This window comes from Sulfurimonas sp. (genome assembly GCF_028694605.1).
Lineage (GTDB): Bacteria > Campylobacterota > Campylobacteria > Campylobacterales > Sulfurimonadaceae > Sulfurimonas.
In genome coordinates, this window is record NZ_JAQVKP010000005.1 from 38,331 (window position 1) to 54,334 (window position 16,004).

General features: G+C 40.2%; 16 protein-coding genes. 10 read left to right on the forward strand and 6 right to left on the reverse strand.

Annotation, left to right across the window (positions count from 1 at the left end):
• Positions 1-48: 48 nt before the first annotated feature.
• Complete coding sequence (gene efp / locus PHY84_RS04055; protein ID WP_299858011.1) at positions 49-615, reverse strand: elongation factor P; 567 nt, start codon at positions 613-615, stop codon at positions 49-51.
• Between the two features lie 99 nt (positions 616-714).
• On the opposite strand from efp, the gene tgt reads away from it, so the two are divergent.
• On the forward strand, positions 715-1,842 hold the full coding sequence (gene tgt, locus PHY84_RS04060; protein ID WP_299858013.1) for a tRNA guanosine(34) transglycosylase Tgt: 1,128 nt from the start codon (positions 715-717) through the stop codon (positions 1,840-1,842).
• A gap of 37 nt (positions 1,843-1,879) precedes the next feature.
• Here the strand turns inward: tgt and PHY84_RS04065 are convergent, their stop codons facing one another.
• Together PHY84_RS04065 and PHY84_RS04070 are read right to left on the reverse strand one after the other, a co-directional pair.
• Positions 1,880-2,116: a YdcH family protein gene (locus PHY84_RS04065; RefSeq protein ID WP_299858015.1), complete on the reverse strand. Its 237-nt coding sequence runs from the start codon at positions 2,114-2,116 to the stop codon at positions 1,880-1,882.
• A gap of 36 nt (positions 2,117-2,152) precedes the next feature.
• On the reverse strand, positions 2,153-3,349 hold the full coding sequence (locus PHY84_RS04070; RefSeq protein WP_299858017.1) for an amidohydrolase family protein: 1,197 nt from the start codon (positions 3,347-3,349) through the stop codon (positions 2,153-2,155).
• 53 nt (positions 3,350-3,402) lie between these two features.
• On the opposite strand from PHY84_RS04070, the gene PHY84_RS04075 reads away from it, so the two are divergent.
• From PHY84_RS04075 to PHY84_RS04095, 5 genes are read left to right on the forward strand one after another with little or no spacing between them, the layout of a single operon-like run.
• On the forward strand, positions 3,403-3,765 hold the full coding sequence (locus PHY84_RS04075; RefSeq protein WP_299858019.1) for a cytochrome c: 363 nt from the start codon (positions 3,403-3,405) through the stop codon (positions 3,763-3,765).
• Complete coding sequence (lpxB, locus tag PHY84_RS04080; RefSeq protein ID WP_299858021.1) at positions 3,762-4,817, forward strand: lipid-A-disaccharide synthase; 1,056 nt, start codon at positions 3,762-3,764, stop codon at positions 4,815-4,817. The genes PHY84_RS04075 and lpxB overlap by 4 nt, the downstream gene beginning before the upstream one ends.
• Positions 4,807-5,898 carry a DegT/DnrJ/EryC1/StrS family aminotransferase gene (locus tag PHY84_RS04085; RefSeq protein WP_299858023.1) on the forward strand — a complete coding sequence of 364 codons (1,092 nt, stop codon included), beginning with the start codon at positions 4,807-4,809 and terminating at the stop codon, positions 5,896-5,898. The genes lpxB and PHY84_RS04085 overlap by 11 nt, the downstream gene beginning before the upstream one ends.
• Positions 5,899-5,901: 3 nt before the next feature.
• On the forward strand, positions 5,902-6,810 hold the full coding sequence (locus tag PHY84_RS04090) for a Gfo/Idh/MocA family oxidoreductase (protein ID WP_299858025.1): 909 nt from the start codon (positions 5,902-5,904) through the stop codon (positions 6,808-6,810).
• Positions 6,810-7,544, forward strand: a complete 735-nt coding sequence (locus PHY84_RS04095; protein WP_299858027.1) for an acyl-ACP--UDP-N- acetylglucosamine O-acyltransferase — start codon at positions 6,810-6,812, stop codon at positions 7,542-7,544. The genes PHY84_RS04090 and PHY84_RS04095 overlap by 1 nt, the downstream gene beginning before the upstream one ends.
• A gap of 34 nt (positions 7,545-7,578) precedes the next feature.
• Here PHY84_RS04095 and metE read toward each other — a convergent pair whose 3' ends face one another.
• The 3 genes from metE to dsbD all read right to left on the reverse strand — a co-directional run bounded on the left by metE (position 7,579) and on the right by dsbD (position 11,930).
• On the reverse strand, positions 7,579-9,858 hold the full coding sequence (gene metE, locus PHY84_RS04100) for a 5-methyltetrahydropteroyltriglutamate--homocysteine S-methyltransferase (RefSeq protein WP_299858029.1): 2,280 nt from the start codon (positions 9,856-9,858) through the stop codon (positions 7,579-7,581).
• Between the two features lie 63 nt (positions 9,859-9,921).
• Positions 9,922-10,122, reverse strand: coding sequence for a hypothetical protein (locus tag PHY84_RS04105; protein WP_299858031.1), 201 nt, complete (start codon positions 10,120-10,122; stop codon positions 9,922-9,924).
• Between the two features lie 35 nt (positions 10,123-10,157).
• On the reverse strand, positions 10,158-11,930 hold the full coding sequence (gene dsbD / locus PHY84_RS04110; RefSeq protein ID WP_299858033.1) for a protein-disulfide reductase DsbD: 1,773 nt from the start codon (positions 11,928-11,930) through the stop codon (positions 10,158-10,160).
• Positions 11,931-12,096: 166 nt separating this feature from the next.
• Here dsbD and PHY84_RS04115 point away from each other — a divergent pair, with 166 nt between their 5' ends.
• From PHY84_RS04115 to PHY84_RS04130, 4 genes are read left to right on the forward strand one after another with little or no spacing between them, the layout of a single operon-like run.
• Positions 12,097-13,671, forward strand: a complete 1,575-nt coding sequence (locus PHY84_RS04115) for an ATP-binding protein (protein WP_299858035.1) — start codon at positions 12,097-12,099, stop codon at positions 13,669-13,671.
• A gap of 9 nt (positions 13,672-13,680) precedes the next feature.
• The gene (locus PHY84_RS04120) at positions 13,681-15,087 is read left to right on the forward strand and encodes a response regulator (RefSeq protein ID WP_299858038.1); all 1,407 of its coding nucleotides are present in this window, start codon (positions 13,681-13,683) and stop codon (positions 15,085-15,087) included.
• Positions 15,088-15,110: 23 nt separating this feature from the next.
• Complete coding sequence (locus tag PHY84_RS04125) at positions 15,111-15,497, forward strand: response regulator (protein WP_299858040.1); 387 nt, start codon at positions 15,111-15,113, stop codon at positions 15,495-15,497.
• A 2-nt stretch (positions 15,498-15,499) separates the two neighbouring features.
• A complete protein-coding gene (locus PHY84_RS04130) occupies positions 15,500-16,003 on the forward strand; it encodes a chemotaxis protein CheW (RefSeq protein WP_299858042.1) in 504 nt (167 codons plus the stop codon).
• Position 16,004: the final 1 nt, after the last annotated feature.

A 16,004-nucleotide genomic window follows, 5' to 3' on the forward strand; every position in this document is an offset into this window, starting at 1 on the left:
TAGATAAAGAAAGGGGTTTGATACGAGAAAATTCGTATCAAAAAGTAGTTATTTTACTTTTTCCAAGTATTCACCCTCAACAGTGTTTACTCTGATAGTATCGCCCTCTAAAACATGGTAAGGGACTTGTACAACCGCACCCGTCTCCAGTGTCGCAGGCTTTTTGCTGCCGCTTGAAGTGTCACCCTTGAAGTTTGGAGGAGTGTCTGTGATAACAAGTTCCATAACCTCAGGAGCCGATACAGAGATAGCATTTCCTTTATAAAAGATAATATCTACTTGAATTCCGTCTTTGAACCATTTGGAAGCATCATCACACTGTTCGTAGCTTAGACCAAGCTGCTCATAAGTATCGTTATCCATAAACTGATACTGCTCGCCGTCATCATACAAAAACTGCATAGTTTTATAAGTAATCTCAGGTACTTCAAATTTGTCGCCCGCGTGAACCGTTTTTTCAACAACTTTGCCGTTTAAAAAACTTTTAACTTTCATACGAACAAATGCCGCACCCTTGCCCGGTTTGACATGTTGAAATTCCACTACCTTATACGGTACTTCGCCGATAATAAGACGAACATTTTTTTTGATATCACCCATTCCTATAGTTGCCATTGGATTTGCCTTAGAAAAATTTTTGCGGATTTTACCCTAAATGGACTTAATTTCTTTTGTTATAATGTCAAAAATTATAAGCTTTAGGAACTGACATCTATGGAATTTACTTTAGAAGCAACCTCAAAAAATGCCCGTGCGTGTACCATAAAAACAGCTCATTCCATCATCAAAACTCCGGTTTTTATGCCTGTTGGAACACTAGGAAGTGTTAAAGCGCTCGATATGGAAGATGTCTTAGATCTTCTTGGCGCAGAGATAATTTTGGCAAACACCTACCACATGTATCTACGCCCCGGGGATGAGACGGTAGCTAAGATGGGCAAACTTCACGGATTTACAACCTACCCTAAAAGCTTTTTAACAGACAGCGGCGGTTTTCAGGCGTTTAGCCTTAGCGACATCTCCAAAGCTTCACAAAACGGTATAGAGTTTAGAAGCCATATAGACGGAAGCAAACACTTCTTTACGCCAAAAAAAGTTATAGACATTCAGCATAATCTTGGAAGCGACATTATGATGATTTTAGATGATTTGGTAGCACTTCCCGCAACTCAGGAGCGCATTGCGCTAAGCATCGAAAGAACGACTGCGTGGGCAAAAGAGAGTATTGAGTATTTTAGAGCAAAACAAAAAGAGAGTGTTGGCTTGGAGCAAAATATCTTTGCCATCATACAAGGCGGCACGGACAAGGCGTTTCGTACGAAGAGTGCGACGGAGCTTTGCGCGCTTGATTTTGACGGTTTTGCCATCGGTGGTTTAAGCGTGGGAGAAGCAAATCAGGATATGTACGACACAGTCGAACATACGGTGCAGTATATGCCAAAAGATAAACCGCGCTATCTTATGGGCGTGGGAACTCCTGAAGATTTGGTGGAGAACATTGAGAGGGGCATAGATATGTTTGACTGCGTTATGCCGACACGAAACGCCAGAAACGGGACGCTTTTTACATCATTTGGCAGACTAAACATAAAGGGTGCGGCGTACAAAGAAGATAACACGCCAATAGATAGCGAGTGCGATTGTCTTACCTGCAAAAGATACTCCAGAGCCTACCTCAACCACCTCTTTCGTGCAAGAGAGATAACATTTTTCAGACTTGCAACAATTCATAATCTTCATTACTACTTAAATCTGATGAGAGAAGCCAGAGAGGCGATTTTGGAAGATAGATACAGCGAATTTAAAGCGGAGTTTTATGCAAAAAGGTCAAATAACAGCTAAGAGATGCCGAATCAAGTTCGGCATGACGCTGTTGTAATTAGAGGTTGTTCTCTTTTTTGTATTTTAAAATAGCAGCATAAGCCTCATCTTTTAACATCAACTTCTCTTTTTTGAGTGTCTCAAGTTCTAGGTCACTCAAAATAACATCACCTTTCTCAGCTTTTGTGATTTGATCGTCAAGCTCGTTGTGCTTATCGAAAATTTTTAAAAAGTGAGCATTTGCAGCACTGTTTTCTTTCATATGAGTAATGATATCACGGTATTCATGTAACATGGGCAATCCTTAATTTTTTTGGAATTTTACCATATTTCAGGCAAAAATCTTTTTAATCTCTCCGTAAAGTTCTTCTGAATTATACAGAGAGAGTTTTTCATCCATCGTCACTTTAGCATTTGGGTCAAACAGCATCATCTGTGCTTTTGCACCGACTTTTATAACACCACACTCTTTGCCTAAAGCTTTTGCAGGGTTTAGCACGCATAGCTCTACAAGACGGCTCATTGAAACCAAACCGCTCTTAACAAGCTTGGTGTAGTAGAGGCTCATCGCATTTTTCAGCCCCTCACACCCATACGCGGCATCATAAAATGCCACCTCTTTGTTTACGGGAGAGCTTGGCTGGTGGAGCGTTGTGAGGATGTCGATTTGAGCATCTCTAAGTGCCTCTTGCAAAAGCACGACATCTGAACTTGAAGCCAAAGGCGGGTTGAGTTTTGCGGTGGTATTGAAGTTTTTGCAAGCCTCATCGGAGTTTAAAAGATGGTGGATGGAGACTTCACAGCTTACCGCAACGCCATCTTGTTTTGCTTTGCTTATAAGGTAGATGGAGCGTGGGGAGGCGATGGATTTGAAGAGGATTTTTATCTTAAAGTGTCTTGCAATCTCAATCATACGAGAGACATGCAAAACTTCACTCAAGTCCACAATCCCTGCAAGTCCAAGCTGAGAACTCACATCGCCCTCCAGCATCACACCGCTAGAGATAAGCGAGTTGTCTTCAGCCTTGCAAAATAGCGTTACGCCATACATCTGACAATACTGCGCAATCTTAATAGCCAAATCATTCTTTGCAATAGTACTCATGTATGGAGCGACTGCCCCTCGTTTTAGCAAAATAGCAATATTGCTAAGAGTTGCATCCTCTTTTAAGGCACTAATCATCAAATCCACTTTTGCACCCTCTAAGCCATGAAGCCCATTTTGAGCAAACTCCAAAACTATCTCATTATCAAGAGCGGGCGAACACTCCGGATTTATGACGATATGCCCTATGCCTGCTTCAAGTGCCTCGTCTGAGAGAGCTTTTATATTTTTTGCATTGAGCGCTGCATCCTGAACTCTTATGTTTGTGTCCACCAAAAGCGGCAGAAGATAGAGACCTCTTGCATCTATAAACCCGTCTCCTTGAAGATTTGCCCCTATCTCGGCGACTACACCATCTGCCACCCTGACATCAACTTCTCTCTCGCCATTTGCATCGCATACTCTCGCACCTTTGATAATCATAAACACCGCCTCTTTGGTATAATTGCAAAATTATATTAGACAAAGGCTTAGAGTTGCGTTTTATATCTTTAGTTTTAGTGCCGCTCTCTCTGTTTTGTGCCTCACCGGAGTATGAAGACGGCAAACGGCTATACGGACAACACGGCTGTTTTGGATGCCATGGTAGAAACTTAGAGGGAATGCACAACTACCCATATCTTGCCAACCGTGCAAAAGGCTACATGAAGTACAAACTTGAGCGTTTTCGATCCAAGCTCTCAGACAACCAGCAACAAGAGATGATGATACCTTTTGCGGTCGGTTTAAGTGACAAAGATATAGAAAATCTTACTATTTACATGAATGAGTTTGTTCCTGAGGATAGTAAAAACCGTTATGACGACAGCTATAAAACATATGGGGACGGAGGCTCATGAAAATTTTAGTAAGCGCACTGGAACACTCGGCAAATGTGCACCTCAAATCTCTTAAAGAAGAGTTGAGCGAGACGACAGAGTTTATCGGTATCTTTGACAGAGAGCTTGGAGAGAGCATTGTTGACCTTAGAAGTCTCGCTATCATGGGGTTTGTCGATGCACTCAAAAAACTTCTTTTTTTTATCAAACTAGGCAATGAGATGGTAGAACTCGCAAGAGATGCCGATAAGGTGCTACTCATAGACTCGTCTGGTTTCAATCTCCCTCTTGCCAAAAAAATCAAAAAAAAGTATCCGCAAAAAGAGATTATCTATTATATTTTGCCTCAAGCGTGGGCATGGAAGCAAAAGCGGATTCCCGTACTAGAGCAAACTATCGACCATCTTGCTTCTATCTTGCCTTTTGAGCGTGACTACTACTCCAAAAATGCACCCATAGAGTATGTGGGACATCCGCTGCTTGACCAGATAACAGAGTTTAAAGAGCATTTAAACGATGAGATAAAAAGTGTTGTTTTTATGCCCGGAAGCAGAAAGGGAGAGATAAAAAAACTTCTTAGCGTCTTTAAAGAGGTTCGAGAAAAACTTGGCGTGGATGCAACTATCATCATCCCAAAACACTTCTCTAAAGAAGAGATAAAAGAAGTTTATGGTAACCTTGCAGGTTTTAAAATAGCTTATGATGCACACAAAACACTTCTTGAGGCTGATTTTGCATTTATATGCAGCGGCACGGCAACACTGGAGGCTTCACTCATCGGGACTCCCTTTGTTTTGACCTATATTGCCAAACCGTTTGACTATTTCATCGCAAGCAGGCTTATAAAACTAGAGTATATAGGGCTTGCAAATATCATGTTTTCGAAGTTTAAAAACAGAGTTTTACACCCTGAGTTTATACAAGAAGAGGTAAATGCCGCAAATCTTGTCAAAGCGTATGAAACATACGAGAGAAGCAAGTTTTTAGAGGATTCAAAGGCACTTAGAGCGTATCTTAAACACGGCAGTTCCAAAAAAGTAGCAGACATTATAGAGGGTAGAAATGAAGATTAATTTTATAGACTTACAGGCACAATACAAAAAGTATGAAAAAGAGATAAACAGTGAAGTTTTAGAGGTTATGTCCTCTGCACAGTTCATAGGCGGAGAGAAGCTTAACTCGCTGGAGAGAGGTCTTGGGGCTTACACGGGAGCAAAACACGCTATCGGATGCAGCAGCGGCACGGACGCTCTTTTGCTCGCACTTATGGCTCTTGATGTCGGTGTGGGCGATGAGGTCATCACTACTCCTTTTACTTTTATTGCCACTGCCGAAGTTGTCGCACTTTTAGGGGCAAAGAGCGTTTTTGTTGACATAGACGAAGAGAGCTACAACATAGACCCCACAAAGATAGAAGATGCCATCACAAGCAAAACAAAAGCTATCATTCCAGTCTCTCTTTACGGACAGTGTGCAGATATGGACGCTATCAATGCAATCGCAAAAAAACACGGCATCGTTGTCATTGAAGACGCATGCCAGAGTTTTGGAGCAACCTACAGAGGCAAAAAATCATGCAACCTCTCAACAATCGCATGCACAAGCTTCTTCCCGTCAAAACCGCTTGGTGCATACGGAGACGGCGGGGCAATATTTACAAGTGATGATGCACTTGCCGCAAAAATGCGTATGCTTCTCAACCACGGGCAAAATGAGCGTTATAAACACAAATATATCGGTATTAACGGACGACTTGACGCTATTCAGGCGGCAGTTTTAAATGTAAAACTCAAACATTTTGAAGCAGAGGCAACTGCAAGAGAGGAGATAGGTGCGAGATATAGCGATTTGCTTGAAGATGCGGATGTTATCACGCCAAAAATCGCAGAGGGCAACACAAGCGTCTATGCGCAGTACTCCGTGAGAGTAAAAGATAGAGAAACTATGGTAGCAAAACTCTCTGCCGCAGGTGTTCCAACCGCTGTTCATTATCCGCTCCCGTTGCATCTGCAAGAAGCTTTTGCACATCTTGGCTATACAGAAGGCGACTTTCCTGTAAGCGAGATGGTTGCAAAAGAGATTATGTCTCTGCCGATGAGTGCTTTTTTAAGTGAAACAGAACAAGATTTTATCGTTAACGCCATCAAAGGGTAAGCATTGAAAAAAATCGCCATTCTTGGTCTTGGTGTTATGGGGAAAAACCATTATAACACGCTTAAAAAAGTAGCCGGAGTACAAATTGTAGCACTTTGTGATGTTGTCAAAAACGGTGAATTTGAAGAGCCGTTTTTTTATAATTTAGACACCATGCTTGATACCGCCAAGCCTGATGCCCTTATCATAGTTACACCTACTTTTTTGCACAAAGAAGCCGCTCTTAAATGTGCCGCTCATGGTGTAGATATCTTTATAGAAAAACCTGCCGCTTCGAGCGTTGCGGATGCAGAAGAGATTCTTGAAGCAGTTCAGAGAAGCGGCATTAAGAGTTGTGTCGGACATATAGAGCGTTTTAACCCTGTCGTAAAAGCATTGATAAATGAGATAAAAAATCATGAAGTTCTCTCCATCTCCATCGTTCGCAGCGGCTCATTTCCGGAGCGCATCGCAGATGTTGGCATACTCACCGACCTCTCCGTGCATGACAGCGATTTGATTCGCTTTATCACTCAAAAAGAGATAGTAAAAAGTGCCGTTTTCAAATCTCAAAAGATTCACAAAACGCACGAAGACAATGCCATCTTAGCGTTTGAACTTGAAGGCAATGTCATCGGCGACATCACAACAAACTGGCTTACTCCTTACCGCAAAAGAAGCATAAGCGTTGCATGTAGGACAGACAAAGAGAGCAAAATCAAGTTTTTTGAAGCCGACCTACTCTCCCAAACACTTACAGAACGTGTCAACATCAACCCAAACGCACACATCACAAACAACTGCTTTGTAGGCAGAAGCAACGCTCTGCATGATGAACTTGAAGCCTTTGTCCGTTACTTAGAGAGCGGAGAAAGAGGCTCTTTGGCATCCATACAAGACAGTATCGTAACCCTAGAAATCGCAGGTCAATAATGCAAAAAATCCATCCAACCACCATCATAGAAGCAGGTGCAACCATCGCACCTGATGTTACCGTCGGTCCGTTTTGTTTTATCGGCAAAGATGTTGTGCTTCAAGCAGGATGCACTTTGGAGTCAAACATCATCCTCAAAGGCAAACTTCAAATAGACGAAGATGTAAAAATTTTCAGCTTTGCAGTCATTGGCTCAGAGGAATCCGAGATACACATCGGAGCAAAAACCCATATCAGAGAGTTTGTTCAGATTGGAACGCAAGAGACAACCAATGAAAGCAGAAAAATCACTATCGGTGCAAACAATTTTCTTATGGGATATGTGCAGATTTTTGACGGCGTAACACTTGGTGATTTTTGCATCATAACAAATGCCGTCAGACTTCATGAAAATGTTACATGCGAAGAGAGAGTTATCATCGGCGGACTTAGCACGGTTGAAGCAAACAACAAAATAGGAACGGGAGTTATGATAGGCGGAGCATCCGTAGTGGGTTCAGACATTCCTCCTTTTATGCTGGTCGAGGGTAACAAAGCAACCATCAAAGGTCTAAATGTTATCGGACTTAGAAGAAGACTTGAAAACAGAGGCGATATAGAGGAAATCAAATCAGTTTTCAAACAAATACTAGGAGACGGCGCAGATAAAATCCTGGCTCAAGAGATAGCAGACACCAACCCAAATGAGTTTATACAAAGATTGTCATCATTCGTCGCTTCTAGCAATCTTTAGCATTTTTCAGCATGCAAAAGCGCATGCTGTATTTTTAACTCTTTAGTTTTTCTCTTACTATTTTTACCGCCTCTACCATATTTTTAAGCGAAGGTTTTACCTCTTCCCATTTTCTAGTCTTTAATCCGCAGTCAGGATTTATCCATAATTGCTCTTTTGGAAGCACCTCAAGCAGAAGCTCTATCTGTGCCACCATCTCTTCAACACTTGGAATCCTCGGGCTATGGATATCGTAAACTCCGGGTCCTACTTCTTTTGTGTAGCCTACTTTTTTAAAGATTTTCAGCAGTTCGTTTCCGCTTCTGGCGGTCTCTATAGAGATAACGTCCGCATCCATATCTTCTATGGTCTCTATGATATCGTTAAACTCGCTATAGCACATGTGGGTGTGTATCTGCGTCTCTTTTTTTGCACTGCTAACGGCTATTTTGAAGTCTCTCGTCGCCCACGCTTCATACACTTTTATCTTCTCACCTCTTATCGGATACCCCTCTTTAAACGCCGCTTCATCGACTTGTATAATCTTTATACCTGCATTTTGCAAGTCGTTTATCTCATCACTGAGAGACAGGGCTATCTGTTTTGAAACTTCGCTTCTTGGCATATCATCTCTGACAAATGACCAGTTGAGAATGGTCACGGGACCCGTTAACATCCCTTTTATGATACGGCTTGTTTTGCTTTGCGCATAGGTTATCCATTCAATAGTCATGGGCTTTGGTCTGCTTATGTCTCCGTAGATAAATGGCGGTTTTACGCATCTGCTTCCATAGCTCTGCACCCATCCGTTTTGGCTAAATCCATACCCCTTTAGCTGTTCGCCGAAATACTCCACCATATCATTTCTCTCAGGCTCGCCGTGGACTAAAATCTCCAAACCGCACTCCTCTTGAAATGCCACGCACTCGTCTATATACTTTTTTATCTCCGCCTCATAACTCTCTTGCGAGATAAGAGCGGCTTTGAAATCGCTTCTCGCTTTTCGTAACTCTGGAGTTTGCGGAAACGAACCTATGGTCGTAGTCACTAAATCTTTGTAACCCAAAATCTCTCTTTGGAGTTTTAGCCTCTCTTTTGCATCGCCCTCTCTTTGGAGTTTTGTATGCTTATTTACCCTATCTTGAACGGTTTTATCATGGATAAGAGGAGAATTTTTTCTGCTTTGGTTTGCTTTTATATTGTTTGAGAGAGCCTCTTTTTGAGCGTTGTTTAAACTGCTCTGTGTGTCAAAAAAGATTTTAGATATAAGCGAAATCTCATCTAGCTTCTCAAGCGCAAAACTTAGCCACTCTTTTATCTCTTTATCCATTTTATCTTCGTACCTTAGAGTAAAAGGTGTGTGAAGAAGCGAACAAGACGAGGAGAGCAGAATATTCTCTTTACTTACAAAATTTGAGATACTCTCCAAAAGCTCAAGTGTTTTTTCTATGTCGCATCTCCATATATTTCTGCCCTCAACCACTCCTGCTATAAGCTTTTTACCGCTTAAAGCAATGATATCAAGAGATTTTAGATTTTCATCTCCATGTAAAAAATCAAGTCCGATAGCCCAAATAGGCGTATGCACCAAAATCTTAGTAGCTTCGTTTGAATGCTCAAAATATGTCACAACCGCAATTTTTATATTTGGCGAAACATTGCAAAGCCTGTCAAAAGTCGGTTTTATAAGGCTAAGAACTTTTATGTCAAGCTCTTTTGCAAAAATCGGCTCATCTATCTGCACGACCACCTCATCGTCAAGAGTGCTTATGGTTTTTAAAAGCTCTTCATAGAGAGGAACTACTTTGCCCCAAAGCTCATAAACATCGCCTCTATCGACTCTTTTGCCAAGCCCCAGATAAGTTATAGGACCGATGATATTTATCTTTGTTTTGATACCTAAGCTTTTTGCCTCACGGTACTCATCCATGATTTTAGAAGCATTTAGTGAGTAACTGTCTTCAAGACTTAGTTCAGGAACTATATAGTGATAGTTTGTGTTAAACCATTTTGTCATCTCCATAGCAACGCACTCTTTATTGCCTCTTGCCATCGCAAAGTAAAGCTCATCATCCTTTAGATGGCGAAATCTTTTTGGAATCGCACCGAGCATAACAGAGGTATCAAGCATATTGTCATAGAGTGAAAAATCGTTCGAGCTTATAAAATCCGCTCCCGCATCTCGCTGATACTTCCAATGTCTCGCCTTTAACTCATGTGCCGTTTGTGCAACTGCTTCAAATGAGCATTTTTTTGCCCAAAACTCCTCTAAAACCTTTTTTAATTCTCTTTGCTCCCCGATACGCGGGAAACCGACTATATAATTTTTTGACATGAAAATATCCTTGTTTGTCATTTTTTTTATTTTTTTTGTGATGATTTTTGTAAAAAAAGGATATTAAAGAGGAGGGTGTACGCCGGTGCGTCTAAATGCAAAATATGTAGTATAGTATGGACATCTAGGGATAAAATGGTTCAGCAAAAGAACAAGACGGATTTTGCGCTTAAAAAAGAGGTTGCAGTGGCATGGTTTAGAAGAGAAAAAGTGTGTAAGCTTTGAAGCAATAACGGCGTAACGGCTACTAAAAAACTGCAACATTTCATCTTCTCCTCTTTTTTTTGCGAAATTATACATTAGATACTGTTTAAATGCTCCAAAAACTTCTGCGCATCTATAAAACCGACGATAGTTTTTGACTCTAAAACAGTTGAACTTGCATCAAAAAAGAGGATGACGGGCGGCCCGAAAACTCCATATTTTTTACTGAGTTCTTTTTGCTCTTGGCTATTTTGCGTCACATCTGCTCTCACAAGTACAAACTCGCTCATCTTTGCTTTTACTGCTGCGTCAGAAAAGGTTTTTTTGTCAAGCTCCTTACACACCGCACACCACTCGGCACTAAAATCTAAGAGGATTTTTTTACCTTTGTTTGCCTCTAAAACCTTGTCAAGCTCCGCAATGGAGGTTACTTTTGTAAATGCCAACTCTTTTTGCTCCGGTGTTGCGGCACTCATAACAGTAGATGACTTTAAAAATCCAAGCGGTTTTGTCATGCTGTAAGAACCTGCCATAACGCCTATAAAAAGAGCGACTGCATAGAGAAAAAGAACTATAGAGACGGTTCTTCTAAAGATGTGTGCTTCCTTGTCAAATGCCCCAAAATAGGTCGCAAAACCTACACCAAGAATGGAGTAAAGAAGCATGATAACGGCTTCATCCATTACCCGCTCTAGCATCCAGACGGCAACGCCTAGCATCATAACGCCAAAGATAGCGCTTACCATTGTCATCCATGCTCCGGGGCGAGGCATAAACTTTCCTGCACTCACGCCAACCAAAATGAGCGGAAAGCCCATCCCTATGCTCATGGCAAAAAGTGCCGCACCGCCGAGAACCGCATCGCCTGTTTGCCCTATATAGACAAGAGCGCCCGCAAGCGGAGCCGCAACGCAAGGTCCTACGATAAGTGCGGATAAAAAGCCCATGATAGCCACGCCGACGTAACCGCCACGACTGCTGCCGTGGTTTGAGCTTATCTTTGCAACAAACGAATCGGGAAGTTTAAGCTCATAAAATCCAAACATACTAAGGGCAAGTGCCACAAAAATAGCAGAAAAGGAGTATATCGCCCACGGCGCTTGAAGAGCGGCTTGAAGGTTAGAGCCAAAAAGCCCTGCCAAAACCCCTGCTATAGTATAGGCAACCGCCATAGCAAGAACATAAACAAGAGAGAGCATAAAAGCTTTTTTTGTACTTAGCCCCTCACCTTGAGAGATTATGATGCCGGAGATAATGGGAATCATCGGAAAAGTACAAGGAGTGAGCGCCAAAAGAAGCCCAAACCCTAAAAATGTCAAAAGGACAAGTGCGATGTTGCCGTCTTGCATCGTTTTTGCTATAGAATCACTCTCTGAGAGTTTTTGAGGTTCTATCTTTTTGAGAGGCTCTTGCGCTGCTTCACTTTTTTGCTCTTTTGTCACGCCCAAGAGTTTAGCACTATCAACCTCAAAGCTATACACTCTCGTCTCCGGCTCATAACAAAGCCCCTGCTCCGAACACCCTTGATATGAGAGTTCTATATCAACACTCTTTACCCCGCTCACACCGCTTAGTTTTTGAAGCGTAACCACAAAAGTGGGAGATTCAAGATAGACCATATCGTCATAATGCTTCACGCTTTTTGGCTTTGCAATCTCTTTTATCTCAAGACCGTCACCTTTTTTAAGGACTATTTTAAGTGCATTATCATAAAGATATATCTCTTTTCCAAGTTCGATTGTGGCTTCCACTTGCATCTTTTCGTTTAGTTTTGCCGATGGTTTAAAGGCTTCATCAGGCATCAAAAATTTTGGCTGCGCCCCAAAAAGAGAGAGAGAAGTAAAAAGAAGTAAAAAAAGTTTTTTCATTTAGCAAATCCCGATTTTTATATGTGACAAAATTATAACAAAAAAAGCGCCTTAGTTACCTAAAGTTACTCTCATTTTGCTTTTTAAACAGTTTTGTCTCTTTGTGTGCTGCAAAGGTAATTTTTTTGTAGTAGTATAAGCTAACTTAATATGAAAAAATTAGATTATGCAAGAAAACAAGACTGATATCCTGCCTTCTCAAAAGTCACTTCTCAAGCAACGCATAAAAGAGAACCATCCTGATTTTAGGTACTATAAATCTCTTTTTAATCTCACTTCAAATCTTGTTGCAATCACAGACGGTGATACGATTATAGATGCAAACAAGGCATTTATCGATTTTTTCAAAGCGATACAACTTGATGTTTTTCAGCCTGCATTTACTCTTTCGACGATTTTTCAAAAGATAGACAAGTACGGTTATATTTATGACGGTTATCTCAACAAAAGATGGTTTGAGTTTACCAATCAAGCAAACAAAGATTACTACCGAGTTGCGATTATAGGTTTAGGCAAGCTTTATGATTTTAATATAGTAATCAAACAATTTGAATTTGCAAAGAACGTATTTGTTATTATTCTTACCGATATCACGCAGATTATGGGGTATAAAGATACTTTAGAGTTTAACTTAAATTCGATTTCTAAAAATAAAGAGGAAACTGAATTTTTACTCAATCAATACAATAACGCCATAAACATCTCAAATCTCGTGATAAAAATAGATATGAACGGCAATATTACATACGCTAATGACGCATTTTGCAAGGTTCTAAAATATACACAACAAGAGCTTACAAGCCAAAATATAAAGATTTTTTGTAATCCAAATGCAACTTACGCCCATTATAACTCTATTATACAAACTATGAAAAATAGAGATATTTATAAAGGTATTATTGAAAATATTGACAAAGAAGGTGGCATACATTTTTTTAATGTAACCATTGTACCTATTACAAATCAAGAGAGAGTTACGATTGAGTATCTTTTTATCCAAAATGAGATTACGGAGATGGTAAAAGCAAAAGAGAGCGCCCTGCAAGCTCTTGAAGAGAAGAGTAGATTTTTTGATAAAGTATCCCATGAGCTAAGAACTCCGCTTAATGCCATCATCAACTTTACAGAGCAATCACTTGAGATATATAATGAGATTTTTGAAGATAAAGAGAGCAGAGAACTTATGCAGCTCTATCTTCAAAGAGCATACAAAAACTCCAACAATCTTTTAAACCTTATAAATTCGCTCTTAGACCTCTCAAAATTTAAATCTGCAAAAGAGCAGTTTAATATCGGTGTTCATGATATTGTAGAAATTGTCAACGAAAGCTATGAGAGCTGTTCTGGTTTAAATATCAAAGAAGGGGTGATGTACAAACTCATACTTGATTGCGAGAGTGGTTTTGTGCAGTGCGACTACTTTAAACTAAACCAGATGATTATCAACCTCATCTCCAATGCTTTTAAATTTACACAAAAGGGATTTATAATTATACGTTTAAGCCAGAGAAACGACAACTATATCATAGAGGTCAAAGATAGTGGAGTAGGAATACCGCAGGATAAATTAGCGGCTATTTTTGAGCCGTTTGAGCAGGCAAGAAGTTCTGATGCAGGAACCGGCTTAGGATTAAGCATAGTCAAAGAGTATGCGAATATAATGAACATCAAGGTAAGCGTAACTTCTTCTCAAGAGAGCGGCAGTTGCTTTGAACTAAAAATAAAAAAATTTATAATCTAAAGAGTGAAAATGAATACCATCAAGCTTCTTATAGTTGACGACATAGAAGATAACCGCCTAGTTTTAAAAGCCATCTGTAGAAAACTTAAAAACTTTGAGATAAAAGAGGCAGAGGATGGGTTTGGCGCCGTAGAGATGGCAAAAGAGTGGCATCCTGACATCATCCTTATGGATATCATGATGCCAAATATGGATGGTTATGAAGCATCAAAAATCATAAAAGCATTTCATCCGAATATGGTCATTATAATAGTTACGGCGGTTTCTGACCCAAATATGCAAAAAAACATGAACGCCATCGGGGTTGATACATACCTTCACAAGCCTATCGACAGAGAGCTTGTTTTATTTAAGCTGGAGAGCATAAGCACATCTCTTTTGATTAAAAAAGGCAAAGTAAAAGCTCTCTCAAAAAAAGAGGCACTTAACCCGTTTAACCCTGATATTCGCTCTTTTAGAACGATTTTTGATATCGTGGACACAGAGGCGATGATGGATTTTGGGATGTGGGTATTTGACCAGTGCGCCAAAAAGGATGTTTTTGCCTGTAACAGGCTTGATTTGATAGTCGAACTATTTTATAAACTGATGCGACAAGAGATAAAAGAGGGTCATAAATCAAGCATAATTATTGAAGAGAGTTATGAAGAGATATATATAACCATGAAACTAAAAAGTGAGCTTATCTTAGAACCGAGGATGAATGATATACTTGAGGCTTTTCAATCTGATTTTATTGTACAAAAAAACATAGTATGCGCCAAAATAAAAAAGTACCTTGAATCTGATGTGATAGAGACAGCCGAAGTCATTTATGAAGATAAAAAACATACACAGGAGAGGTTGCCTCTTACTGAAAAAACAGAGGAGAAAAATCTCAAAGACGTTCATACGATAACAAAGAAAGATAAAGAGCTTCTAAGACAAAGTTTTACTACAAAAACAACGGCTGCTGCTTACATCATCGATATCGGCGGAGACATTATGGATGAGATTCTTGATTTGGCAAGCGTTGATGAAGAGTGGAGAGAAAAACTCTCTTTTTTTGAAGAGAAGCCGACAGATGAAAACCTAAAAAACTTTGCAGAGAGTGTGTTGTGGGTTTATGCACAAACCATCAACTCTCTTTTGGAGTTTACGGCTCTTAGCTATGCGCTCACTTCACTTGGAGTTTTTTTGAAAGAGAAAGCTGACATCATTACACAAGATGCCACAAAAGCTAAAACGATAGCTATGCTGCTGGAAAATCTCGGGCACGACTTGGTTTCATGGCGCAAGCACATATTTGAGCTTCAAGACACACAGGACATACACTATCTTGACAGCTCTTTTTTTAGCTCATGTATGCAGATAGAGGGGATAATTAACGATAAGGAGATTAGCTGCGGTGATGAAGATGAGATGGAATTTTTTTAATAGATTAAATAACGGAGAAAAAAATGGCAAAAACAGTAATAATAGTAGATGATTCAAAAGCGGTAGTAGCGATGGCGGAGCTGGCACTTGGCGAATTGATTCAAAGCGGCGTTATAGAATTTAAGTCTTATCTAAACCCTTTGAAGCTTTTAGACGGGCTTCAAAGCGGCAGTGAAAATTTTGATCTGCTTATCAGCGATATCAATATGCCTGAGATGAACGGACTAGACCTTGCAAAAGCTATAAAAACCAGCGATAAACATAAAACCAAACCCATTATCATCTTGACGACAGAGAGTTCAAATGAGATAAAAATGGCAGGCAAAGAGATAGGTGTAACAGGATGGATGGTAAAACCCTTTAGCGATGAAAAACTTGTAAAGTCCATTAAAATGGTACTGGGAGTATAAGTATGAGCATAGATCATCAAAACACACCACAATCCAAAAAAGAGCGTTATCTTACTTTTTTTCTAGGAGATGAGCAGTACGGGATTGCCATAGAGAGGATTAAAGAGATTATAGCAATGATGAAAATCACAAGCGTTCCTAAAATACCCTCTTATATGAGAGGAGTTATAAATCTGCGTGGTTCTATCATACCAATCGTAGATACAAGATTGCGCTTTGAGATGCCTTTTAGGGATGCGGATATGCACACGGCTATCATCATCGTAGAGGTAGAGAAGGTAAATATAGGCTTTATCGTTGATAGAGTTGAAGAGGTGGTCTCCATTGATGCTTCCAACCTCAGCGAACCCCCAAGGTTTGGAGGTCAGATTGATACGGATTTTATCTCGGCAGTGGCACAAATAGAAGAGAATGTGGTAATGATTTTAGATGTTTTGAAGCTTTTTGAGGCAGATGAAATCATAAATCTTGCAGAAATACAAAACAAACAAGCAGAGGGGGTGTGAA